Origin of the sequence: Streptomyces sp. NPDC002564, from assembly GCF_042889645.1 — a bacterium.
Classification (GTDB): Bacteria; Actinomycetota; Actinomycetes; order Streptomycetales; family Streptomycetaceae; genus Streptomyces.
This window is the reverse complement of the sequence record NZ_JBIARE010000017.1, coordinates 107480-128411: the sequence shown is the minus strand read 5'-3', so window position 1 is coordinate 128411 and position 20932 is coordinate 107480. Positions and strand designations below refer to the sequence as shown.

Genomic DNA, 20932 nt, shown 5'->3' with positions numbered 1-20932 from the left:
CCCTCGGCCACGGCCTGGGCCAGGGCGTGCACGTTGCCGGTCGCGCTGTAATAGATGATTGCAACGTTCACAGGTTCCACAACTGAATCCATTTCTTAGCGTGCGCTATCGGGTGGTGCGGCGGATGCGGACGGCCGCGCGAGGACGGCCCCACACCCGGGGCGGGCAATTCGGTAAAGGGATACAAAAAAATGCGCGGCGGTGCCGGCGGGCGCGGCCGCACGGCCCGGCCGGCCGGGGGTGCCGCCGGGCCGAAGGCGGCACGTCGGCACCCCGCGGGCCAGGGCCCGCACGGCCGTCACCGGCCGCGCACACCCGGGGGAAGAGACCGGTCCGGTTGCACCGACGGGCCGGTCGACAAGGCCGGGCGCGGCCCGCGGGCTGGTGATCCGCGGATAGTGGTGGGGTTCACGGAATTCTCCTGGCAGTGCTGAGCGACTTCGGGTTCGAAGCCGGGACGGAGAGCGGGGAATCCCTTCCGGACGACCGGGGGATGGAGCCCGGCGGGAATTCGATCTCCAGCAGTACGACGACGCAGCCCGTTGTAATGTGAGGTGACGCGCGCCACCTTCAGTGCGATGCCTCATCGAACTGGTGAAGCCACGGCGCAGCCAAGGGAGTTGGCGACACCATGAGCATGCATCCGGAGCCGGAGGACAGCCGGCTCGAACCGGGCCTGAGCGCCGTTCTCAGCGAGCGGCGCCAGCTGATCAACCTCGCGTACCGCTTCCTGGGCTCCCTGGCCGACGCCGAGGACGTCGTGCAGGAGACCTACACCCGCTGGTACGCCATGACCGAACAGCAGCGGGACGCCGTCGCGGCCCCCGGCGGCTGGCTGACCACCGTCGCCAGCCGCATCTGCCTGGACCTGCTGGGCTCGGCCCGCGCCCGGCGCGAGCGCTACGTGGGGGAGTGGATCCCCGAGCCGCTGCCCGACCGCATGGAGTGGCTCAGCGGGCGCACCGGCGCCGCGGGCCCCGACCCGGCCGACCGCATCACCCTGGACGAGTCGGTCAACATGGCCTTCCTGGTCGTCCTGGACTCCATGACCCCGGCCGAACGCGTCGCGTTCATCCTCCACGACGTCTTCCACTACTCCTTCGCCGAGGTCGCCGACATCGTGGGCCGCAGCCCCGCCGCCTGCCGCCAGCTGGCCTCCTCCGCCCGGCGCCGCATCGCCACCGCGCAGCCCCCGGCCACCGCCACCGCCCAGCGCGCCGACATCGTGCGGGGCTTCAAGCAAGCCTGGGCCGCCCAGGACATCGAGGCACTGGTGGGCCTGCTGGACCCCGACGCCACCACCATCGCCGACGGCGGCGGCCTGGTCAGTGCCGAACTGCGCCCGGTCACCGGCGGCCAGGACATCGCCCGCGTCTTCGCGGGCGTCGCCGGACGGGCCCCGGACCTGACGATCCTGGAACGCACCGTCAACGGCCAGCCCGGCCTGGTCGCCCAGCAGGACGGCGTGACCGTCTCGGTGCTGGCCTTCGACGTGAGCGGCGACCGGATCAAGACCATCTGGGCGGTCCGCAACCCCGAGAAACTCCGCCCCTGGACCGCCGGCTGACACCGCATCAGCATGGGAACGGCCCCGACTGCCCGTACGGACAGGGCAGTCGGGGCCGTGGCATGCCGGGCACGCGGCCGGATATCAACCCTGCGGCGGACCGCCGAGGCTGACCTTGTAGCTCTCCAGGTGGCTGATCGCGTCCCCGACGAAGGTGAACACGTCGCAGAAGAGGAACTCCGCCGTGGCGCCGGTGGGCAGGGTCAGCGCGGCGCGGCCGGTGGCGACCACGGTGTCGCCCTCCTCGATCAGCCGGTCGACAGTGATCTTCGGGCGCTGCACGACGTCCTTCTCGACGACACCGTCCTTGTTGCCGACGATGCCCCGCAGGGCCTCCTTGCCCTGCACCCGCACCTGGCCCAGGCTCTCCCACACGACGTCGTCGGTCACCAGGGACAGCACCTGCTCGTGGTCACCGCTGAGGACCCCGTCGCGGTACCGCTCAACGATGGCTTTGTGTTTGCTCATGTCACATGACTAGGGGCCGGGCCTAGGGGAGCGCTGGAATACCGCCAGAAAGTCCGCTCCCGCCCCGGTCACCGGCCACGACACCACTGAGGGTGACCTCACATTCCCGGGTGCTGTCTCGTCGTAGAGATGACGGCATTTTCGGCCAAAGGAGCAAGCGAGACGATGAGGACGCAGACCGAGCCAGTAGACGAGCAGCTCGAGGCGGGCCTGAGCACGGTCCTGAGCGAGCGGCGTCAGCTCATCAACCTCGCGTACCGCTTCCTGGGCTCCCTGGCCGACGCCGAGGACGTCGTGCAGGAGGCCTACGCCCGCTGGTACGCCATGACCCGCGCCCAGCGCGACGCGGTGGCCTCACCCGGCGGCTGGCTGACCACCGTCGCCAGCCGCATCTGCCTGGACCTGCTGGGCTCGGCCCGCGCCCGGCGCGAGCGCTACGTGGGGGAGTGGATCCCCGAGCCGCTGCCCGACCACTCCGAGTGGGTCGGCGGCCGCTCGGGCGGCACCGTGGACCCGGCCGACCGCATCACCCTGGACGAGTCGGTCAACATGGCCTTCCTGGTCGTCCTGGACTCCATGACCCCGGCCGAACGCGTCGCGTTCATCCTCCACGACGTCTTCCGCTACTCCTTCGCCGAGGTCGCCGAGAGCGTGGGCCGCAGCCCCGCCGCCTGCCGCCAGCTGGCCTCCTCCGCCCGGCGCCGCATCCGCAGCGCCCAGCAGGCCCCGGCCACCGCCACCGCCCAGCGCGCCGACATCGTGCGCAACTTCAAGCAGGCCTGGGAGGCCAAGGACATCGGCGCCCTGATCACCCTCCTGGACCCCGACGCCACCGGCCTGGCCGACGGCGGCGGCCTGGTCAACGCCGCGCCGCCCACCGGCGGCAGCGAGCAGATCGCCCGCTACCTGGTCACCATCACCGGCAAGGTGCCCGCCCTGACGATCCTGGAGCGCACCGTCAACGGCGAGCCCGGCCTGGTCGTCCAGGAGGGCGGCGTCACCGTCTCGGTGCTGGCCTTCGACTTCGCCGGCGACCGCATCAAGCACCTGTGGGCGGTGCGCAACCCCGAGAAGCTGCGCCCCTGGACCAGCGCGGCCTGAGCCGCCCCCGCGCGCCCCGCCGCGGCCCGGCCCCTCCCGCGGGCCGGGCCGCGGCACCGCCCCGTGCGCCCCGCACCGAAGCGGACAACGCAGGCCAGATGGGGTGCTGTCACATCTTGCCGGGCCATTTCGTCGGAGCTGTGTACACACCAGCACGGCGAAGGAGCCCGACATGGACGCTCGCTTGAACCTCTCCGACAACCCGGTCTCGGCCAAGTTCCTCAAGCACCTGGCCTCAGCGGGGAAGGCGGCCACGGAGGCGGACATCCCGGCGGCCACCCTGGAACTGGTCCGGCTCCGCGCCAGCCAGATCAACGGCTGCGGCTTCTGCATCGACATCCACACCAAGGAGGCCGAGCACGCCGGGGAGAGCGCGGTGCGCCTCCACCTGGTCGCCGCCTGGCGCGAGGCCACCGTCTTCACCGACGCCGAACGCGCGGCGCTGGAACTGACCGAGCAGGGCACCCGCATCGCCGACGCGGCCGGCGGCGTCAGCGACGCGGTCTGGCACAACGCCGCCCGCCACTACGACCAGGACCAGCTGGCCGCCCTGGTCGCGCAGATCGCCCTCATCAACGCCTTCAACCGCGTCAACGTCCTCATCCACAAGCCCGCCGGCGACTACCGCGTCGGCCAGTTCGCCTGACCCGGCCCCCGCCCGCGGCCGCAGGAGCGGCCGCGGGCGGCGGCACCCGGTCAGCTGATCTTCATCGTGGCCATCATGCCCATGGCCGAGTGGTCGAGCATGTGGCAGTGGTACAGGTAGGAACCCCGGTAGCTGTCGAAGGTCGCCTGGAGCTTGACCGTCTCGCCCGCAAGGACCATCACGGTGTCCTTGAGGCCCGACTCCCCGGGCGCCGGCGGCTTCCCGCCCCGCTCCAGCACCCGGAACTGCACCAGGTGCATGTGGAAGTTGTGCGGCACCTGGGAGTTGGCGTTGGTGACCGACCAGATCTCACTGGCGCCGAAGCGGATGCTGGAGTCCACGCGCGCCGGGTCGTAGGACTTGCCGTCCATGTACCCCTTGGCGTGCGCGCCGCCGCCCTCGTCCATGCGCATCTGGATGGCACGCTGGTTGGTGGGCTTGGGCAGCGCCGGCAGGGTCCGCAGCACCGGGGGCACGGAGCTGGGGTCCTCGGCGGTACGCACCACGTCGAAGCGCATCACCTTGCCGACCTGCTCCGGGGTGCCGTTGAAGATGACGTTGTTCTCCAGGACGACCTGGTCGCCCACCGCGTAACGGGAGAAGTCCACGACCACGTCGATGCGCTCGCCCGGGGTGAGCACGATCGACTTGGTGGTGTGCGGCCGCGGCAGCAGACCGCCGTCCGAAGCGATCTGGACGAGGTCACTGCCGTCCGACAACTGCAGCCCGAGGAAACGCTGGTTGGCGTTGTTGACGAACCGCAGCCGGTACTTGCGGGCGGCGACCTGGAAGTAGGGGTAGGGCACCCCGTTGGTCAGCAGCGTGGTGCGCTGCAGGTCGTCCATCACGTACACGAGCTGGCCCGCCGAGTCGAAGTTCGCGTCGCGGATGCCTATCTCCACGTCGTACTGCCCCTTGGGCAGCGGCAGGTTGTCCTCGATGCCGTCGGTGAGCAGGTAACTGCCGTGCAGGCCGCGGTAGACGTTCTCCGACTCCACGTGGTGGGCGTGGTCGTGGTACCAGAGCGAGGCGTGCGGCTGCTTGTTGGGATAGGTGTAAAGACGCTCGCCGCCCGGGGCGAGCGTGTCCATCGGGTCGCCGTCGTTGGCCTGGGTCACCGAAGCGCCGTGCAGGTGCACGGAGGTGGCCACGTTCAGCTCGTTGCGCTGGCGCACCACCACGGTGCGCCCGCTGCGCGCCTTGATGGTCGCGCCGGGGAAGTTCCCGTTGTAGGTCAGCAGGTCGGTCTGGACGCCCGGCAGGATCTCCTTGCGCACCGGGCGCATGGTGACGTCGTAATGGTCGGCCGTGGCGGTGCGGAAAGTAGGTCTGAGCACCGGCATCTTGGGCATGGGTGTGGCGAACAGCTCGGGCGTCGCCGCAGGCTGGCTGGCCTTGGCGGGGTCCACGGCGAGCAGGGGAGTGAATGACGCCCCGGTGAGCCCTACGCCCGCGGCGGCGAGTCCGGTGCCGAGCAGACGGCGTCGGGTGACCATGGTGCCCTCCTAAAAGTGCTGGAAAGAATTCGGGGCATCCGCAGGGCGGCGGCGCCCGGTCAGGAGGAGCGCGGCTGGTCAAGCCATGCGGTGCCAGGCGCAGTTCATCAGCGTCAACTAGAGCCACACTCGTATCTGCGGCCACAGCCGCCCTGGCCGACGGGCCGGGCGCGAACGGTGCGGACGCCCGGCCGGCGAGCGCGAGGACCGCGACTGCGCCCGCTGCGGGAACCCGCTGCCCGCACCCGGCTGACACCACCCCCGACGCCCCCTTCTCATCTGCGCCACCGGCCCCCACAATCACCCGGACGCCCACCCGCGGGCGCCGTGTCCGGTGGAGGAGAGACCCATGCCGATGGTGAAGACCGCCCGCGCCCTGGCGCGGGTGCTGGCCTGCCTGTGCGTGCTGGCCGCGGCCGTGCTCGCGGCACCCGCCGCCACCGCCGCGGCCCCGGCCGCCGCACCCCGCCCGGTGGTGTTCGTGCACGGCTACAACGCCGACCCCGGCGTCTGGGGCGCGATGCGCGAGGACTTCACGAACGCCGGCTACGGCCAGGACGACCTCTTCTCCTTCGGCTACGACACCAGCCGCTCGGTCAACGAGGACCTGGCCGGCCAACTCGCCGCCTACGTCGACCAGGTGCGCGCCCGCACCGGCGCCGACCGCGTCGACCTGGTCGCCCACTCCTTCGGCAGCCTGGTCACCCGCTGGTACGTCAAGTACGGCGGCGGCGCACCCGCCGTCGCCCACTGGGTCTCCCTGGCCGGCCCCAACCACGGCACCGCCACCGCCTGGGCCTGCGCCCTGTGGTCCCAGGCCTGCCGGGACATGACGCCCGGCTCCTACGTCACCGACCGGCTCGCCGCCGGCGACGAGACCCCGGGCACCGTCGCCTACGCCACGTGGTGGTCGCGCTGCGACGAGGTCATCAACCCCGACAGCAGCGTCCCGCTGCAGGGCGCCGCCAACCACCCGGCCGGCTGCCTGGCCCACAACGACCTGCTCGGCGACGACGGCGTCTCCCAGGGCGTACGCGCCTTCCTGGCCGGCCCCTGAACCGCCCCCCCCGGCACCCCCGCCGTGCCACGCCCCCTCAGACGGGGCTGGTGCGGTACGGCTTGAACACCAGCATGAAGAACCGGGCGCCCGGCGCGCCCAGCGGCATCGCCACGCACATCGTCACGTCACCGGCCCACGAGGGCACATGCCGCGCACAGCACCGCCCGGTGGCCGCCTCCCGCTCCGGCGGCCAGGGCGAACGCACGTAACAGGGCTGCCCGGTCACCCCGCGCACCGCCTCCTGCCAGGCCGGGTGGATGCTCTGCCCGGCCAGCGGGTCCCGGGGGCGGGGCGGCTCGTGCCCCAGGGCGTACACGTACACCGCCGTGCGCTCGCCCTCGGCCAGCCGCAGCACACCGCACACCCGGTCCAGGAAGTCGGCGGCGGGGGAGGGCATGTCCCCCCGCTCCAGTTGGGCGTAGGTGCGCTCGGACACGAACAGCAGCTGGGCGACCTGCGCCTGGGACAGGCCAGGAGCCCGCCGGCCGCGCCCGGTGGCGGGGCGCAGCCCCAGCTCCACCGGATCCAACTGGCCCCGCTTCCACCGCAACAGCTGCCGCAGCGCCGCCTTGTTGTCCATCGCCGCCCCCCTCGCGCACCGGGCGGACCGCACCGGCCCGCATACCGGAAACGGTATTTCCTGAATATCGCCGACAGGAAGAAGATGATCCTGGTGCCGGAGTCCGGGCGACCCCGACAATGACGGACCGGATCCGGCCGCGGCACGAGCCCGCGGCCCTCAACGGCCGTCAGGGGGTGGGCACGTTGACGCGCAGTGCTTCCCGCACACCCGTGATGCCGCACACCAGGACCGCGGTGGGCCGCACGCTGGCCGCGCTGCGGGCGGTACGCCGCAGGGGCCCCGCCGCCCACCCGCTGGGCGCGATCGCCGCACAGGCGGCCCTGCCGCTGCCCGCCGGCCGCCGCCCCGCACCGTCCGGCCCGCACGAGGCGGCCCGCCGGACACCGCACGGTCCCCTCGAGTCCGCCCGGGCACCGCATCTCTTCTCCGCATTCCCCCGGGGCCCGCAGGCGCCGGCCTGCCTGGGGGCCGCCGCCGTCCGCGCCGCGCTGATCGGCCTGCAGGCCCGCACCGGGCACATCGCACTGGCCTACGTCCCCCTGCTCGAGGGCGTGCCGCTGCGGGTGCACGCCGAACAGGCCCTGGGCCCCCACCAGGACAGCCTGCTGGCCGCCCCGCGAGCCGCACTGGAGGCACTGTGGCGGGCGCCGCTGGCCACGGACGCCTCCGGCTGGGTCATCCAGGCCGCACTGGCCGGCCCCGCGCCGGCCGACGCGCACCTGGCCCGCCTGCACGCCCAGGGCTACGCCATCAGCGCCACCCCGGTGCGCGGCCACGACGTCGTCGCCGCCCCCGTGTGGCGGGGCGCGGCCGTGGCCGGGGCGGTGAGCCTGCTGGTGCGCCACGCCGAACTGGGCGGCCGGCCCACCCGGCACCGCCTGGCCGCCGAGGTGATGGACACCGCGGCCGCGGTCGGGCGCCGGCTGGCCTGCGCGGGAGCGCACCGCCCCCCGGGCTGACCCGCACCACCCCCGCCGGCCCCCCATCACCCCTCACCGCCCTCATCCGTCCTTTCCTGCCGACCCGTGCCGACGTGCGGGGCCGGCCCGCACCCGCACCCGCCCCGCACCCGTTCACGTCACCGGCAGAGAGGCCCTTCACCCGTGCCCCGTTCCGTTCTCATCACCGGCGGCAGCCGCGGCATCGGTTTGGCCACCGCCCGCGCCCTGCAGGCGGCCGGCGACCGCGTCGCCGTCACCTACCGCAGCGCCGAGCCCCCCGAGGGACTGCTCGCCCTGCGCTGCGACGTCACCGACACCGCCCAGGTCCACGACGCCTTCACCGCCGCCGAACAGGCCCACGGGCCCGTCGAGGTGCTGGTCTGCTGCGCCGGCATCACCCGCGACCGGCTCCTGATGCGGATGAGCGAGGACGACTTCACCGCCGTCCTGGACACCAACCTCACCGGCACCTTCCGGGCCGTCAAACGCGCCACCCGCGCCATGCTGCGCGCCCGCTCGGGCCGGGTGGTCCTGGTCTCCTCCGCGGTGGGCCTGCGCGGCGAGAGCGGCCAGGCCAACTACGCCGCCTCCAAGGCCGCGCTGGTCGGATTCGCCCGCTCCATGGCCCGCGAACTGGGCTCGCGCAACATCACCTTCAACGTCGTCACCCCCGGCCTGACCGACACCGACATGATCGGCACCCTCAGCGAGGAGCAGCGCACGGAGATGGTCGGCCAGATCCCGCTGGGCCGCCTGGCCGACCCCGCCGAGACGGCCGCCGCCATCGCCTTCCTCGCCTCGCCCGAGGCCGGCTACATCACCGGCGCCGTCCTGCCGGTGGACGGCGGCGCGGCCATGGGCCACTGACCGCCGCCCGCACACCCCCGTGGTACGAAAAGCGACGCAGACGGATGAAACGAGACGAAATGCAATAAATGGGTACGGTCAAGTGCGGCGGCCCGCCGGACGGGCCGCCGCACCGTGCCGCCCAGCGAGGAAGAGAGCAGCCGCCATGGCCGAGTTCCTGACCGACATCAAGACCATCCGCGAACGGGCCCGCCGGCAGATCGAGAAGGGCCCGGTCACCGACGCCTACGGAGCGGACCTGGAACGCGTCCTGGTCGTGCTCAACGAGGCCCTGGCCACGGAGATCGTCTGCACGCTGCGCTACAAGCGGCACTACTACACCGCCTCCGGGCTCTACTCCGAGCCGGTGGCCGCGGAGTTCCTCGAACACGCCCAGGAGGAGCAGCAGCACGCCGACAAGCTGGCGCAGCGCATCGTCCAGCTCGGCGGCGACCCCGACTTCGACCCCGACACCCTCACCTCCCGGGCCCACGCGGAGTACGACGCCAGCACCGACCTGATCGACATGATCAAGGAGGACCTGGTCGCCGAACGCGTCGCCGTCGCCGCCTACACCGAGATCGCCCAGTGGCTGGGGGAGGGCGACCCCACCACCCGCCGCGTCTTCGAGGAACTCCTGGCGCAGGAGGAGGAGCACGCCGACGACCTGCGCGGCCTGCTCGAACGCATCCCGGGCGACCGCCGGGCCTGAGACCGGCCCGGCCCGTCAGCCGGAGGGCTCGCCCGGCACCGGCTCGTCGGAGGGCGCCTCCCCCTCGGGGGCCTCGCCGCGCCGCCCGGTACCGGCCTCGTCGGTGTCGGGAACGTCGTCCGAAGCGCCGTCCCGCGCGTCCTTCTCCGCGTCGTCCCCGCTCTTGGTGCCCTCCAGGTCCCAGCGGTCCGCACTGCCGTCGGCCTGCTGGTCGGGAGGGTCCCTGGGCACGGGCTTGCTGCCGTCCACGCCGGGGGACGCCGGTACCTGCTCGCTCACGATGTCTCCTTTCGAGCGCCGGTCCGCACGGTGCGGGCCCGCCTCGCCGGCCCCACGTGCGGGGCTGGGAGGCGGGTACCCGCACCGGGCCGGACAACGCGTACTGATCACCGTGGACCACCCGCACCGGATCGGCGACACGGGCCCTGCCCGCGGCCGGGCGGGGCGGACGGGGCGGTGTGAGACTGCTCGTGCCGCCCAGCCGCCCAGCCGCCCAGCCGTCCAGCCGTCCGGGGGAAGGAGAACCGCGTGCCCGCGCCGCAGCCGCCCGGCGGGCTCGAGGACTTCCTCGCCGACCCCGCCAACGCCGTACTGGACCTGTCCACCGCGGTCGCCCGGTGCGCCCGCGCCCTGGACGTGCCCCGGGCCCAGGTCTACCTCGCCGACCTCCAGCAGAACCGGCTCGTCCCGCTCGACGACGGCACCCCCGCCATCGCCGTGGACGGCACGGTGGCCGGCTGGGCCTACCGCACCCTGGCCCTGCGCGTGGCCGAGTCCGCCCGCGACGGCATCACCGCCTGGCTGCCCCTGCTGGACGGCGCCGAACGCCTGGGCGTCCTGGCCGTGCACGCCCCCTTCCTGGACGCCCCGCTGCTGCGCCGCGCCCGCGCCCTGGCCGCCCTCCTCGCGATGATGATCACCTCCAAGCGCGCCTACAAGGACACCGTCGTCCAGCGCACCCGCGCCGAACCCATGCGGCTGCCCGCGGAGATGCTGCGCGCCTTCCTGCCGCCGCGCACCATCGGCAACACCCGCGTGGTCTCCACCGCCGTGCTGGAGCCGGCCTACGAGATCGGCGGGGACGCCTTCGACCACTGCCTCACCCGGACGGACCTGCACGCCACGATCGTCGACGCGATGGGCCACAACCTGCTCTCCGGCCTGACCACCGCGGTCGCCCTGGCCGCCTGCCGCAACGGCCGGCGCACCGGATGGGACCTGCCCGACCTCATCGGGACCGTCGACTCGGCCCTGGAACAGTGGCTGCCCGACCAGTTCTGCACGGGCGTGCTCACCCGCCTCGACCTCGCCCAGGGGATCCTGCGCTGGAGCAACTGCGGCCACCCGCCGCCGCTGCTCATCCGCGGCAACCGGCTCGTCGAGGGCGCCCTGGAACGCGAACCCGACCCGCCCATGGGCTTGTCCGCCGCCTTCCGCACCGCCCCGCGCCAGGTGCACGAGACGGCCCTGGAACCCGGCGACCGCGTCCTGCTCTACACCGACGGCCTGACCGAGGCGCGGCTGGCGGACGGCAGCGAGTTCGGCCTCGAACGCTTCGCCGACTCCGTCATCCGCGCCACCAGCGCGGGCGAGGTGGCGCCGGAGACCCTGCGCCGCCTCATCCGCCTGGTCCTTGAGGGCCAGAGCGACCGGCTGCGCGACGACGCCACCATCCTCCTGCTCGAATGGCGCCCGCCCGGCCGCGGCCACTAGGCCGGGCGGTTCGGCGGCCGGCGCCGCCTCAGGAGAACGGCTCCTCGCGCAGCGTGGCCACCGCCTTCTCGATGCGCCGCTGACGCGTCTCGGGCTTCTTGGCGCTCTCGATGGTGTGCACGTGCGCCCGCTTGCGGCTGGGCGACAGCCCGTCGTAGACCTTGCGGGCGATCGGGTCGGCGTCCAGGGCCGCGACGAAGTCGTCCGGCTCGACCAGGACCCGCGGCTCGGTGTCCAGGGCGAGTTCCACCTCGACCTCCTCGCCGGTCTCCACCCCGGCGGCCGCCCGGTTGGCCTTGCTGAAGCCGATCAGGTGGCGCCCCCGCATGATGGCGAGCCTGCTGTTCCAGGAGTGCCCGTTGATCGTGATGGTCACGGCCGGTCGCTTGCCTGCGTCGAGTTCCTCCACGACCTCCGGAGGAACTTCCAGCCCCCGCATGGGCTCCGGAGGCTCGACGTGGGTTCGGAACTTCATCCTCTGCTCCTGTCAACGTGGGTCGGCCCGCGGCGCGACGCCCGCATCCCTGCGTCGCCGGCCGCGCTGCGTCACATCCTTGCGGGACCGGGCGCCCCAGGGGCGGGGATCGGGCCATCCGTGTGGCCGGGCACGGCGCCCGCCCGCCTCAGTCGAACACCGGCTTGCGGTCGCGGGTGCGCTTGAGCTCGAAGAATCCGTCGGTCGCGGTGACCAGCAGCACCCCGTCCCAGAGTTTCGCCGCCGCCTCGCCGCGCGGCACCGGCGTCACCACCGGGCCGAAGAACGCGTTGCCGTCCACGGCGATCACGGGGGTCCCGACGTCGTAGCCGACCTGGTCCATCCCGGCGCGGTGCGAGGCGCGCAGCGCCGTGTCGTACTCCTCGCTCTCCATCGCCGCGGCCAGGTCCGGATCCAGGCCGGCCGCGGTCAGCGCGGCCTTGAGGGTGGCCCGGTCCTTGGGCGCCTTCTCGTGGTGGTAGCGGTTGCCCAGCTCGGTGTAGAGCCGCTCCAGGACCTCGGGCCCGTACTTCTGCCCGGCGGCCACGCACACCCGCACCGGGCCCAGGCCCAGCCCCTCGCGGTAGCGGCGCGGCACGTCCCGCCCCTCGTTGAGGACCGCCAGGCTCATCACGTGCCAGCGCACGGTCAGGGCCCGCTGCTCCTTCACCTCGTGGATCCACCGTGAGGCGATCCACGCCCACGGGCACTGCGGGTCGAACCAGAAGTCGACGGCTGTCACATCGGCCTGAGACACGTCAGTCCCCTCTGCAGAGTTCCTGTCCTGGCGGTGCTGGGCGATCGGGTCATGCCGAGGCGGCGGGAGCCTGCGTGCGCAGCCCGCCCAGCACCTCCTCGGCCGCCTTGAGCGCACTGGCCACGCACTGGCCCACCCCGACACCGTCGTAGGCCCCGCCGCACACCGCGAGCCCGGCCTGCTCGGCGACCCCGGCCCGGATGCGCCGCACCCGCTCCAGATGCCCGACCGTGTACTGCGGCACCGCCCCGCCCCACCGGCTGACCCGGGTGGCCAGCGGCGCGGCACGCACCCCGGTCACCTCGGCGACCTCGGCGGCGGCCAGCGCGACGAGGTCGGCGTCGTCGCGCTCCAGCAGGTCCTCGCCGCCGCTGCCGCCGGCCTGGCAGCGCACGATGTCCACCTCGCCCGCCAGGTGCGGCCACTTCATGGTCGAGAACGTGACGACCTTCAGGGCCCGCCCGTCCACCGCCGGCACCCGGTAGCCGCTGAAGCCCAGGGCGCGCAGCCCCTCCAGCGCCCGGCGGGGGAAGGCCAGCGTGATGATCACCGATCCGGCGTAGGGGATCTCGGCGAGCGCCGTGGTGGCCCCGGCGGTGCCGGACAGCCGGCCCAGGAGCCGGCCGGCCGGGGCGGCGGGCACGGCCAGGATCACGGCGTCCGCCTCCAGGTGCTCGGGCCCGGCGGCGCCGTCCACGCTCACCCGCCAGCCGTCCCCGCGCCGTTCCAGGCGGCTGACCGTGGCGCCGGTGCGCACCGCGGAGCCGGGCGAGGCGGCCAGCAGGCCGTCCGCGAGCACCTGGGGCAGCGAACCGATGCCCCCCACCAGGGTGGAGATACCGGTGGTGGGCGCCTGGCCCGGCGGCGGCGGGTCCGGCAGCAGCGCCCCGGCCGCCTCGGCGAGCGAGGCGCGCCGGCGCGAGGCGCCCACCAGCGGGGTGAGGGTGGCCTCGAAGGACAGCTCGTCGGCGCGGCCGAAGTAGGCATCGGACAGGAACGGGTCCACCAGGCGGTCCACGACCTCTTGGCCCAGCCGCCCCGCCACCAGCTCCGCCACGGAGACGTCGCCCTCCCGCCCGGCCTGCTCCAGCGTCAGGTCCTGGCGTGCGCGGGCCACCCCGGCCTCGGAGAGGACACCGGACTTGGCGAGCTCGTCCATGTCGCAGGGCACGCCCATGAACTGGCGGTCCAGCGGCGGCCGCAGCTGCCCCCCGCTCCACAGCGCCATCGACTTGGTGCCCGCCGCCACGACCCGGTCCTCCAGACCGGCCGCCTTGAGCAGCCGGGCGGTCTTGGGCCGCCGGGCATAGGTCGACTCCGCGCCCTCGTCGATGACGACACCCGCCAGCTCCGACACGGACAGCTGCCCGCCCAGCCGCGCGGCGCTCTCCAGGACGGTCACCCGCACCGGCTCGTCGCGCAGGAAGAACGCCGCCGCCAGACCCGCCACGCCGCCCCCGACGACGACCACATGCGGGGCCGCGCCCGCCTGGGCCATTCCGTTGTCCGCCATTGACCTGCTCCTTCGTGGATACGGTGTCGCATCAATTCTGGAAGGGCGCCGATAGTCTCGGTCGAGTGAGAGTGGACCGCCAAACCGCCCTGGGACAGGGGGAGTTGACGGCGTCACCGCATCCGTGCGCAGGGCTTCCGGTGCCTTGTCGCGCGGGGCCGCGCAGAGGGGCGCGCGGTGCTCGTGCGGCGCGTTCCGCACCCGATTCATCCTCGACCCGCTGTCGACCGGACCGCTGGACATTACCGCTGCCGAACACACACCCACCGAGCATGAGGAGAGTGGTGGCATGCGGAAGGTCGTTTCCCAGGACGGCACGACGATCGCCTGTCGCAGCACCGGCGAGGGCCCGCCGATCGTGCTGATGAACGGCGCGTTCCGCGATCACACCATCTTCGACGCACTGGTCCCGGAGCTGGCGCCGCACTGCACCGCCCACGTCTACGACCGCCGGGGCAGAGGGCAGAGCGGGGACGCACCCCAGTACGCCGTCGAGCGCGAGATCGAGGACCTCGCCGCGGTCATCGACGAGGCCGGCGGGCAGGCCGTCGTCTTCGCCGGCTCCACCGGCGCGAACCTGGCGCTCGAAGCGGCCCTGGCCGGCGTCCCGATCACCAAACTCGCCCTGCACGAGCCCTACTACCGCCCCGCCCCGCACCCCAAGCCCCCGGCCGACTGCATGGACACCCTGCGCTCCCTGCTGGCCCAGGACCGGCGCGGCGACACCGCCGAGTACTGGCTGCGCGAACTGCTGGGCCTGAGCCCCCAGACCATCGCGGAGTGGCGCAAGGCCCCGCTGTGGGCGACCAACGAGGCCAACGCCCACACCCTGCTCTACGACACGATCATCCTCGGCGACTTCGAGGTGCCCGCCGAGCGCCTGGCCGCCCTGCGCACCCCGACGCTGGTCCTCAACAGCGACGCGACCGGCGACTGGCTCAAGGACGCCGCCCGCGCCACCGCCCGGGCCCTGCCCAACGGCTGGGGGATGCAGCTGCCCGGCTCCTGGCACCGCATCGACACCGACATCCTGGGCCGGGCCCTGGCCGGGTTCGCCACCACCTGAACACCCCGCCCCGCACCGCGACCGGACCCGGCACCACCGGATCCGGTCGCACCCGCGCGCCCCGTCGCCGCCGGGAAGACGCGGCGACCGCCGCGGGCCCGCGGGGGTCGCCACGGCCCCTAGGCCGCCGCGGGGACGGTCCAGTGCTCGCGCAGCCAGCCCTCCAGGCCCACCAGCTCGGGCCGGCCGCGGCGCAGTTGCTCCAGATCGGCGCTGTAGCCCTCGCTGTCCAGCCAGTCGAACATGGCGGCCAGATCCGGGCGGTTGGCCCGCAGCGGCTCGAAGGAACGCTGCTCGTAGCGGGCCGGCACGCCCGCCACCCGCCCGAACGCCTCGGCGATCTGCGGCCCGGTCAGCTCCGCACTGGCGATCTCCACCTGCCGGCCCAGCCAGGCCTGCGGGTCCCCGAAGGCGTCCGCGGCGAACGCGCCGATGTCATCGGTCGCGATGACCTGCACCGGCACCTGCGGGCGCAGCCACAGCCCCAGCACCAGCTCGCCGTCCACCAGCCGCGGCCCCAGGTCCAGGAGGATGTCGTAGAACATGGTCGGCCGCAGCACCGTCGCGGGCAGGCCCAGCTTGTGGAGGTGCTGCTCGATGTTCCACTTGCTCCTGAAGTGCGGGATGACCTCGCAGCGCTCGGCGCCGCCCACCGAGCTGTACACGAAGTGGGCCACGCCCGCCTCGGCCGCGGCGTCGGCCACCGCCTTGCCCTGGCGCTCCTCGGCGACGACCCCGCCGGGCCCGCGGAACGTCTGGACGCTGAACACGCCCTGCACACCCCGCATCGCCGCGCCCAGCGACGCCCGGTCCTCCATGTCACCGCGCACGAGCACCGCGCCCGCCCGGGCCAGGGCGAGCGCCGCGGGCGCCTGCGGGTCACGTACCAGGGCGTGCACGACCCGCCCCCGGCGCAGCAGCTCGCGGGCCGTCGCGCCTCCCTGCCGGCCGGTTCCGCCCAGCACCAGGACTGCTCCGTCTACCGCCACCGTATTCCTCCGAAGTCCGTTGCCTCACCGATGTGTCGGCCCGGCCGGCCGGGCCGTGCGCAAAGCCGTACGTAAACCCGTACGTAAACCCGTACGTAAACCCGTACGTAAACCCCTGCGTAAATCCGTTGCGTAAATCCGTTGCGTAAAAAGGGCGGGCCCCTGTCCGCGGCCGCGAAGCCGCCCGGATGCAGCGGCCGCGACGGCACAGGAGCCCCGCCCGTTCGTCTTTTCGGGATCAGGAAGCGGAACCCTCGGTGACACGGTGGTCGAGAATGCGGGAGAACGCGTTCGCCAGGATGTCCGCCGGGTTGTCGACCGCGCCCGTGCTGCGCCAGGCCACGTGGTTGTCGGGGCGCACCAGGACGGCGCCGTCCCCGGCGACCTCGCGCACGCGCTCCCAGCCGCCCTCGGCGTCGGCGTACTCGGCGCCCTCGCCGATACGGACCGCGTGGATGGTCACCGAGAGCTTCTCCGCCACCTGCTGGGCCGCCTCGGCCCAGGCGGTGTCCTGCGCGCCGGTGATCAGCACGAATCCGGCCGGGGAGCCGGTCAGGTCGTGGGTCGACAGGCGCCGGCCCTCCCGCTCGAGCCAGGCGTGCGGCAGCCGGTGCCCGGGCCGGGTCGTGGGCTGGTACACGTCGCGCATCGGCACGCGCGCCGGGGGCGGGCTGCCGTCGGGGACGACCGCGCCCTGCTCGTAGTTGAAGCCGATCTCGAAGTCGTGCGCCTGGCAGCCGGCGCGGTGGGTGTCCAGGATCTCCGCGGTCCGCGCCCGCACCACCTCGCCGATGGGGGTCTGCGCGAAGTACGAGGCGAACATCTGCCGCCGCCGCCGCTCGGGGGCGTGGGGGCCAAGGCCCACGGTGCTCAGGGCCGCCTGGTGGTGGGAGGCCGCCGACACCGCCCAGTCGACGTTGAGCTGGCACACCGGGCGGCGCTCCGCCTCGTAGGTGTCCAGGAGGCCGTCGTCGGCCAGCCCGCCGAGCACCGCGGCCAGCTTCCACGCCAGGTTGTGGGCGTCCTGGATGCCGGAGTTCAGGCCCAGGCCCACGGTGGGCGGCTGGCGGTGCGCGGAGTCCCCGGCCAGCAGCACCCGGCCCTTGCGGTAGCGCTCGGCGACCAGCGCCTGCACGGTCCAGTTGGTCACGTGGTGCAGGGTCAGCTCCAGATCGGGCAGGCCCAGCAGCTCGCGCACCCGGGCGGTGACCGAGGCCTCGTCCATCCGGTCGGGGTCCATCGGCTCGAAGTGCAGCACCCACTCCTCGCAGGCCTTGCCCCAGCTGGGCCCCATCTCGATGAGGTTGCTGCACAGGTCGGGATCGTAGGCGTTCAGGAGGTGGGTCAGCAGCGTGCCCTCGCGCCACCACGGCGACAGGTCGGCGGTGAAGTAGGCGGTCGACACGTCGAGCAGGCCGTGCACGCCCTGCATCTCGATGCCCAGCGCCTCACCCACCGTGCGCCCGCCGTCCGCGCCCAGCAGGTACTGCGCGGTGACCGTGGTGATCTCCCCGGTGGCCCGCTCGCGGACCTCGGCGACCACCCGGTCGCCCTCGTCGCTGAAGCCGGTCATCTCGTGGCCGAACAGGACGCGCCCGGGGTTGCGTTCCTGCGCGGTGCGGCGCAGCAGCGGCTCCAGGCGCACCTGCGGCAGCTTGACCGGCATGACGGGCCCGGCCGCCGCATACCGCTCGCGCAGCGAGCCGCCCCCGAACGCGTCGATCTCGTGGATCATCTGCCCGTCCATCGGCTGGTCGCCGGCCAGCGAGGTCAGCCAGCGCAGCTTCCCGAACAGCTCCAGGGGCGCGCCCTGTTCGACCATCGGCCCGTCCAGGCCGTGCTGACGGAAGATCTCCATCGTGCGCTGGTTGAGGTAGTGCGCCTTCGGCACGTGCGCGGTGTCCGCGTGCCGTTCGACGAGCAGATGGTCCACACCGTGGTCGGACAGGAAGTTGGAGGCGGCCAGACCGCATCCGCCACCGCCCACGATAAGAACCGGAACCTCGACTGCTCCCATTTTTGTCCTTCCGGAAGGTGACAGTCTCACGCTCATGGGGACTGCCGAATGTGCCGGGAATGAAAGGGACTCAGAATGTGCCGTGCTCGGTCGTGCAGCGTGCGGTGGAGCTTTTTTCGAAGCGTGACCAGCAACTCTTTAGTCCCGGTCGATGACGGGTGGATCCCGCCGGGTGGGTCAAAGGCGCCGTGCGGCGTCGGCGAGCGCCCGGTGCAGGCGGTCGTCCTCGGTCTGGCCGGCCTCCCACTGCACGCCGACGGCGAAGGGGTGCCCGGCCGCCTCGACGACCTCGACGACGCCGTCCGGTGTGCGGGCGGTCACGGTCAGGCCGGTGCCGACCTGGTCGACGGCCTGGTGGTGGTGGCAGGCCGTCTTGGGGGTGTCGTCGCCGAAGATCCGGGCGATGTGACTGCCCTCGTGCAGCTCCAGGGCGTGCCGGCCGAACTCGAAGGTGTCGCCCTGCGGGCGGTGGCCGTCGCTGCCGGTGACCTCCGGCAGATGCTGGTGCAGGGTGCCCCCGCACTGCACGTTGAGCAGCTGCATGCCGCGGCAGATGGCCAGCAGCGGCAGACCGCCCGCCAACGCCGCCCCGATCAGGGCGAGTTCGGCGCGGTCCATGCCCGGACTGCCGCCGTGCGTGGTGGGGTGGCGGTGCTGCCCGTACAGCTCCGGGTCGATGTCCGGGCCGCCCGGTACGAGCAGGCCCTGCAGGCTGCCGAGGATCTCCTCGTTGCCCGGCCGCAGCGGGATCACCACCGGGATGCAGCCCGCGGCGGCCAGGAAGTCCACGTGCGACTGGAGCGAGAGGCTCACCACCATCTGGGCGCCCTGGATGGTGACCGGGACCGTGCGTGCGGTGATCCCGATCACCGGCGGCCGGGCAGGACCTCCGCCCGCCGGCCTGGCTGACTGCGCTGACTTCATGACCACCTGTCCCTAGTCGTTGGGGTCCGGCGACACATGGACGAAGCCGTCCTCGACCTTCACCCGGTAGGTGGCGATCGGCCGGGTCGCCGGCGGATTGACGGGCCGGCCGGTGCGCAGGTCGAAGCACGACCCGTGCAGCCAGCACTCGATCGTGGTGCCGTAGACCTCCCCCTCGGCGAGGGAGACCTCGGCGTGCGAACACAGGTCGCTGACCGCGTACACCGTGTCGTCCCTGCGCACCAGGGCGACCGGCGCGTCGCCGACCTCCACCGCGATCGCGCCCTCGGCCGGGATCTTGTCCACCGGACACACCTTGATGAAGCTCATGGCTGCCGCTCTCCTCCCGCATCGGGTCCGGAATCTCCCGGACCTCACGCGCCGGGAGTCACGCTCTGGCCCGGCTCTTGAGGATGGGCCGAGCACAGGACGAGGTTCATCGGAGCGCCCGCAGCAGGGCGCCCGCCGCCCGCCGCCGGGGCGGGCGGACGTGCCGGGCCGCTACCAGGGCACCGGGCCGTCCTCCGACAGCGAGGCCCCCGAGGGGCCCGCCGCGTCCAGCAGGGCGAGCCGGACCGCGATCACGGCGCCCTGGGCGGGCGTGCGCTGCCCCCGGTGGCCGTTGATGTCCGTGGCCACCACCCCCGGATGGGCCGCGTTCACCTTGATCGGCGTCTCCCGCAGCTCCTTGGCGTAGGCGAGCGTGAGCGCATTGAGCGCGGTCTTGGAGGACTGGTACGCGAGCATGTTGACGTGGGCCATGGGGGAGGCCGGATCGGCGTTGAGGGCCAGCGAGGCCAGATGGCTGGACATGTTGACGACCCGTCCGGCCGCGGAGCGGCGCAGCAGGGGCAGCATCGCGTTGGTCACCGTCACCACGCCGAAGACGTTGGTCTCGTACACCTCCCGCAGGTCGCCCGCGGCCGCCTGGCTGGGCGCCCCGGTGAAACTCCCGGCGATGCCCGCGTTGTTGACCAGGATGTCCAGCCGGCCGTAGCGCTGCTCGATCCAGGCGGCGGCCTCGGCCACGCAGGCCGCGTCCCGCACGTCCAGGCGCAGCGCCACCGCGCTGATGCCGGCCTCCGCCAGCAGGTCGGCGGCCTGCTTGCCGCGCCCCTCGTCGCGGGCGCCGACCAGGACGAGCACCCCCCGCTCGCCCAACTGCCGTGCTGTCTCCTGCCCGATGCCCTTGTTGGCGCCCGTGATGAGCGCGATCTTCTCGACCGGCACGTTGGTCGTCCCTTCTGTCGTCAGGGGGAGGGTGGCTCACGCGTGTCGCAACGCATCGAAGACTCACACAGTTCGCGCGCCGGGCCGGGCGCGGCCGTGAACGGGGTGTTCAACTGCGGGAACTGCGCGGTCGAACACCCGCGCCGGGCCGCGCCGTTCGCCGACCCCTTGCAGGACGGACGGCACGGCGGCAGCCTGGTGCACCGGCACTCGCCGGCCGCCCGCCCCGCTCTGTCCCGCGCCCCGCGCTCCGCGCCGGGCGCCGCAGCCGCGACGGCGCGGGCCCGACTCACAGGAGGCGCTCCGATGCCACCCCGGATGAACAACCCCTCGCTGGTCGTCCCCGACGCCCTGCAGCCGCTGCTCGACCTGACCCAGGTCATCGGCAAGGTCGGCGTCCCCCAACGGACGCTCGACCTCATCCGGCTGCGGGTGAGCCAGATCAACGGCCGCATCTACACGATCCCCGACGACCTGGGGCAGGCGGCCGCCGACGAGCGCCTGCCGCAGGTGGCCGACTGGCGCGAGGCCGGCGTCTTCAGTCCCGCCGAGCGCGCCGCACTGGCGCTGGCCGAGGACGTCACCGAACTCAGCGGCCGCGAGGACGCGGTGCCCGACGAGGTCTGGCAGGAGGCGGCCGGGCACTACACCGAGGAGGAACTGGCCTCCCTGGTCATCCACATCGGCCTGGTCAACCTCTGGAACCGCATCAACGTCTCCACCCGCCAGGTGCCCGCCGCCTGGCGCTGAAGCGCCCCGTCCCCGTCGGGCCCGGCCCGTGCCGTGACGAGCGCCTGTCACATCTGCACGCCGCCGGGCGTCATAGCA

The 20932-nt window shown here is 73.2% G+C and carries 22 protein-coding genes; 10 read left to right on the top strand and 12 right to left on the bottom strand.

Annotated features, from left to right (window positions below):
• Window positions 1-631 precede the first annotated feature (631 nt).
• Entirely contained in the window at window positions 632-1567 is a 936-nt protein-coding gene (sigJ, locus tag ACFYXE_RS36325; RefSeq protein ID WP_389320210.1) for an RNA polymerase sigma factor SigJ, read from the top strand.
• Between the two features lie 84 nt (window positions 1568-1651).
• On the opposite strand, the gene ACFYXE_RS36320 is transcribed toward sigJ (ACFYXE_RS36325), so the two are convergent.
• Window positions 1652-2035 (bottom strand): nuclear transport factor 2 family protein, encoded by a 384-nt coding sequence (locus ACFYXE_RS36320; RefSeq protein ID WP_389320207.1) that lies wholly within the window; start codon window positions 2033-2035, stop codon window positions 1652-1654.
• Between the two features lie 165 nt (window positions 2036-2200).
• Between ACFYXE_RS36320 and sigJ (ACFYXE_RS36315) the strand changes: the two genes are divergently transcribed.
• Window positions 2201-3136 (top strand): RNA polymerase sigma factor SigJ, encoded by a 936-nt coding sequence (gene sigJ, locus ACFYXE_RS36315; protein WP_389320204.1) that lies wholly within the window; start codon window positions 2201-2203, stop codon window positions 3134-3136.
• Between the two features lie 172 nt (window positions 3137-3308).
• Complete coding sequence (locus ACFYXE_RS36310; RefSeq protein ID WP_389320201.1) at window positions 3309-3782, top strand: carboxymuconolactone decarboxylase family protein; 474 nt, start codon at window positions 3309-3311, stop codon at window positions 3780-3782.
• Window positions 3783-3832: 50 nt separating this feature from the next.
• On the opposite strand, the gene ACFYXE_RS36305 is transcribed toward ACFYXE_RS36310, so the two are convergent.
• Window positions 3833-5278, bottom strand: a complete 1446-nt coding sequence (locus ACFYXE_RS36305; protein WP_389320198.1) for a multicopper oxidase family protein — start codon at window positions 5276-5278, stop codon at window positions 3833-3835.
• 349 nt (window positions 5279-5627) lie between these two features.
• Here ACFYXE_RS36305 and ACFYXE_RS36300 point away from each other — a divergent pair, with 349 nt between their 5' ends.
• On the top strand, window positions 5628-6335 hold the full coding sequence (locus ACFYXE_RS36300; protein WP_389320195.1) for a lipase family alpha/beta hydrolase: 708 nt from the start codon (window positions 5628-5630) through the stop codon (window positions 6333-6335).
• A 37-nt stretch (window positions 6336-6372) separates the two neighbouring features.
• Here ACFYXE_RS36300 and ACFYXE_RS36295 read toward each other — a convergent pair whose 3' ends face one another.
• Window positions 6373-6918 carry a helix-turn-helix domain-containing protein gene (locus ACFYXE_RS36295; RefSeq protein ID WP_389320191.1) on the bottom strand — a complete coding sequence of 182 codons (546 nt, stop codon included), beginning with the start codon at window positions 6916-6918 and terminating at the stop codon, window positions 6373-6375.
• A gap of 215 nt (window positions 6919-7133) precedes the next feature.
• Here ACFYXE_RS36295 and ACFYXE_RS36290 point away from each other — a divergent pair, with 215 nt between their 5' ends.
• The 3 genes from ACFYXE_RS36290 (at window position 7134) to ACFYXE_RS36280 (ending at window position 9420) form a co-directional block, all read left to right on the top strand.
• Entirely contained in the window at window positions 7134-7880 is a 747-nt protein-coding gene (locus ACFYXE_RS36290; protein WP_389320188.1) for a phage tail protein, read from the top strand.
• Window positions 7881-8024: 144 nt separating this feature from the next.
• Window positions 8025-8729: a 3-oxoacyl-ACP reductase FabG gene (gene fabG / locus ACFYXE_RS36285; RefSeq protein ID WP_389320185.1), complete on the top strand. Its 705-nt coding sequence runs from the start codon at window positions 8025-8027 to the stop codon at window positions 8727-8729.
• A gap of 145 nt (window positions 8730-8874) precedes the next feature.
• Entirely contained in the window at window positions 8875-9420 is a 546-nt protein-coding gene (locus ACFYXE_RS36280; protein ID WP_389320182.1) for a bacterioferritin, read from the top strand.
• A 15-nt stretch (window positions 9421-9435) separates the two neighbouring features.
• Here ACFYXE_RS36280 and ACFYXE_RS36275 read toward each other — a convergent pair whose 3' ends face one another.
• Complete coding sequence (locus ACFYXE_RS36275) at window positions 9436-9699, bottom strand: hypothetical protein (RefSeq protein WP_389320179.1); 264 nt, start codon at window positions 9697-9699, stop codon at window positions 9436-9438.
• Between the two features lie 249 nt (window positions 9700-9948).
• On the opposite strand from ACFYXE_RS36275, the gene ACFYXE_RS36270 reads away from it, so the two are divergent.
• Window positions 9949-11133 (top strand): PP2C family protein-serine/threonine phosphatase, encoded by a 1185-nt coding sequence (locus tag ACFYXE_RS36270; protein ID WP_389320176.1) that lies wholly within the window; start codon window positions 9949-9951, stop codon window positions 11131-11133.
• Window positions 11134-11161: 28 nt separating this feature from the next.
• Here ACFYXE_RS36270 and ACFYXE_RS36265 read toward each other — a convergent pair whose 3' ends face one another.
• From ACFYXE_RS36265 to hemG, 3 genes are all read right to left on the bottom strand, one after another.
• Entirely contained in the window at window positions 11162-11608 is a 447-nt protein-coding gene (locus ACFYXE_RS36265) for a YdeI/OmpD-associated family protein (RefSeq protein ID WP_361166687.1), read from the bottom strand.
• A gap of 148 nt (window positions 11609-11756) precedes the next feature.
• Window positions 11757-12365 (bottom strand): DsbA family protein, encoded by a 609-nt coding sequence (locus ACFYXE_RS36260; protein WP_389320171.1) that lies wholly within the window; start codon window positions 12363-12365, stop codon window positions 11757-11759.
• A gap of 49 nt (window positions 12366-12414) precedes the next feature.
• Complete coding sequence (gene hemG / locus ACFYXE_RS36255; protein WP_389320168.1) at window positions 12415-13878, bottom strand: protoporphyrinogen oxidase; 1464 nt, start codon at window positions 13876-13878, stop codon at window positions 12415-12417.
• A gap of 289 nt (window positions 13879-14167) precedes the next feature.
• Here hemG and ACFYXE_RS36250 point away from each other — a divergent pair, with 289 nt between their 5' ends.
• Window positions 14168-14944, top strand: coding sequence for an alpha/beta fold hydrolase (locus ACFYXE_RS36250; protein ID WP_389320165.1), 777 nt, complete (start codon window positions 14168-14170; stop codon window positions 14942-14944).
• 119 nt (window positions 14945-15063) lie between these two features.
• Here the strand turns inward: ACFYXE_RS36250 and ACFYXE_RS36245 are convergent, their stop codons facing one another.
• From ACFYXE_RS36245 to ACFYXE_RS36225, 5 genes are all read right to left on the bottom strand, one after another.
• Window positions 15064-15909: an NmrA/HSCARG family protein gene (locus ACFYXE_RS36245; protein WP_361166699.1), complete on the bottom strand. Its 846-nt coding sequence runs from the start codon at window positions 15907-15909 to the stop codon at window positions 15064-15066.
• Window positions 15910-16171: 262 nt separating this feature from the next.
• On the bottom strand, window positions 16172-17950 hold the full coding sequence (locus tag ACFYXE_RS36240) for an FAD-dependent monooxygenase (protein WP_389320161.1): 1779 nt from the start codon (window positions 17948-17950) through the stop codon (window positions 16172-16174).
• A 177-nt stretch (window positions 17951-18127) separates the two neighbouring features.
• The gene (locus ACFYXE_RS36235) at window positions 18128-18874 is read right to left on the bottom strand and encodes a gamma-glutamyl-gamma-aminobutyrate hydrolase family protein (RefSeq protein ID WP_389320158.1); all 747 of its coding nucleotides are present in this window, start codon (window positions 18872-18874) and stop codon (window positions 18128-18130) included.
• 12 nt (window positions 18875-18886) lie between these two features.
• Complete coding sequence (locus tag ACFYXE_RS36230) at window positions 18887-19204, bottom strand: non-heme iron oxygenase ferredoxin subunit (RefSeq protein WP_361166708.1); 318 nt, start codon at window positions 19202-19204, stop codon at window positions 18887-18889.
• Window positions 19205-19375: 171 nt separating this feature from the next.
• Window positions 19376-20104, bottom strand: coding sequence for an SDR family oxidoreductase (locus tag ACFYXE_RS36225; RefSeq protein WP_361166711.1), 729 nt, complete (start codon window positions 20102-20104; stop codon window positions 19376-19378).
• A 306-nt stretch (window positions 20105-20410) separates the two neighbouring features.
• Here ACFYXE_RS36225 and ACFYXE_RS36220 point away from each other — a divergent pair, with 306 nt between their 5' ends.
• The gene (locus ACFYXE_RS36220; RefSeq protein WP_389320152.1) at window positions 20411-20854 is read left to right on the top strand and encodes a carboxymuconolactone decarboxylase family protein; all 444 of its coding nucleotides are present in this window, start codon (window positions 20411-20413) and stop codon (window positions 20852-20854) included.
• Window positions 20855-20932 lie beyond the last annotated feature (78 nt).

Coding starts and splice junctions, on each gene's coding strand:
- ACFYXE_RS36240 (WP_389320161.1), bottom strand. CDS start 17,950: ATGGGAGCAGTCGAGGTTCCGGTTCTTATCGTGGGCGGTGGCGGATGC.
- ACFYXE_RS36295 (WP_389320191.1), bottom strand. CDS start 6,918: ATGGACAACAAGGCGGCGCTGCGGCAGCTGTTGCGGTGGAAGCGGGGC.
- sigJ (WP_389320210.1), top strand. CDS start 632: ATGAGCATGCATCCGGAGCCGGAGGACAGCCGGCTCGAACCGGGCCTG.
- sigJ (WP_389320204.1), top strand. CDS start 2,201: ATGAGGACGCAGACCGAGCCAGTAGACGAGCAGCTCGAGGCGGGCCTG.
- ACFYXE_RS36220 (WP_389320152.1), top strand. CDS start 20,411: ATGCCACCCCGGATGAACAACCCCTCGCTGGTCGTCCCCGACGCCCTG.
- ACFYXE_RS36305 (WP_389320198.1), bottom strand. CDS start 5,278: ATGGTCACCCGACGCCGTCTGCTCGGCACCGGACTCGCCGCCGCGGGC.
- ACFYXE_RS36300 (WP_389320195.1), top strand. CDS start 5,628: ATGCCGATGGTGAAGACCGCCCGCGCCCTGGCGCGGGTGCTGGCCTGC.
- ACFYXE_RS36230 (WP_361166708.1), bottom strand. CDS start 19,204: ATGAGCTTCATCAAGGTGTGTCCGGTGGACAAGATCCCGGCCGAGGGC.
- ACFYXE_RS36310 (WP_389320201.1), top strand. CDS start 3,309: ATGGACGCTCGCTTGAACCTCTCCGACAACCCGGTCTCGGCCAAGTTC.
- ACFYXE_RS36280 (WP_389320182.1), top strand. CDS start 8,875: ATGGCCGAGTTCCTGACCGACATCAAGACCATCCGCGAACGGGCCCGC.
- hemG (WP_389320168.1), bottom strand. CDS start 13,878: ATGGCGGACAACGGAATGGCCCAGGCGGGCGCGGCCCCGCATGTGGTC.
- ACFYXE_RS36290 (WP_389320188.1), top strand. CDS start 7,134: ATGCCGCACACCAGGACCGCGGTGGGCCGCACGCTGGCCGCGCTGCGG.
- ACFYXE_RS36320 (WP_389320207.1), bottom strand. CDS start 2,035: ATGAGCAAACACAAAGCCATCGTTGAGCGGTACCGCGACGGGGTCCTC.
- ACFYXE_RS36235 (WP_389320158.1), bottom strand. CDS start 18,874: ATGAAGTCAGCGCAGTCAGCCAGGCCGGCGGGCGGAGGTCCTGCCCGG.
- ACFYXE_RS36250 (WP_389320165.1), top strand. CDS start 14,168: ATGCGGAAGGTCGTTTCCCAGGACGGCACGACGATCGCCTGTCGCAGC.
- ACFYXE_RS36265 (WP_361166687.1), bottom strand. CDS start 11,608: ATGAAGTTCCGAACCCACGTCGAGCCTCCGGAGCCCATGCGGGGGCTG.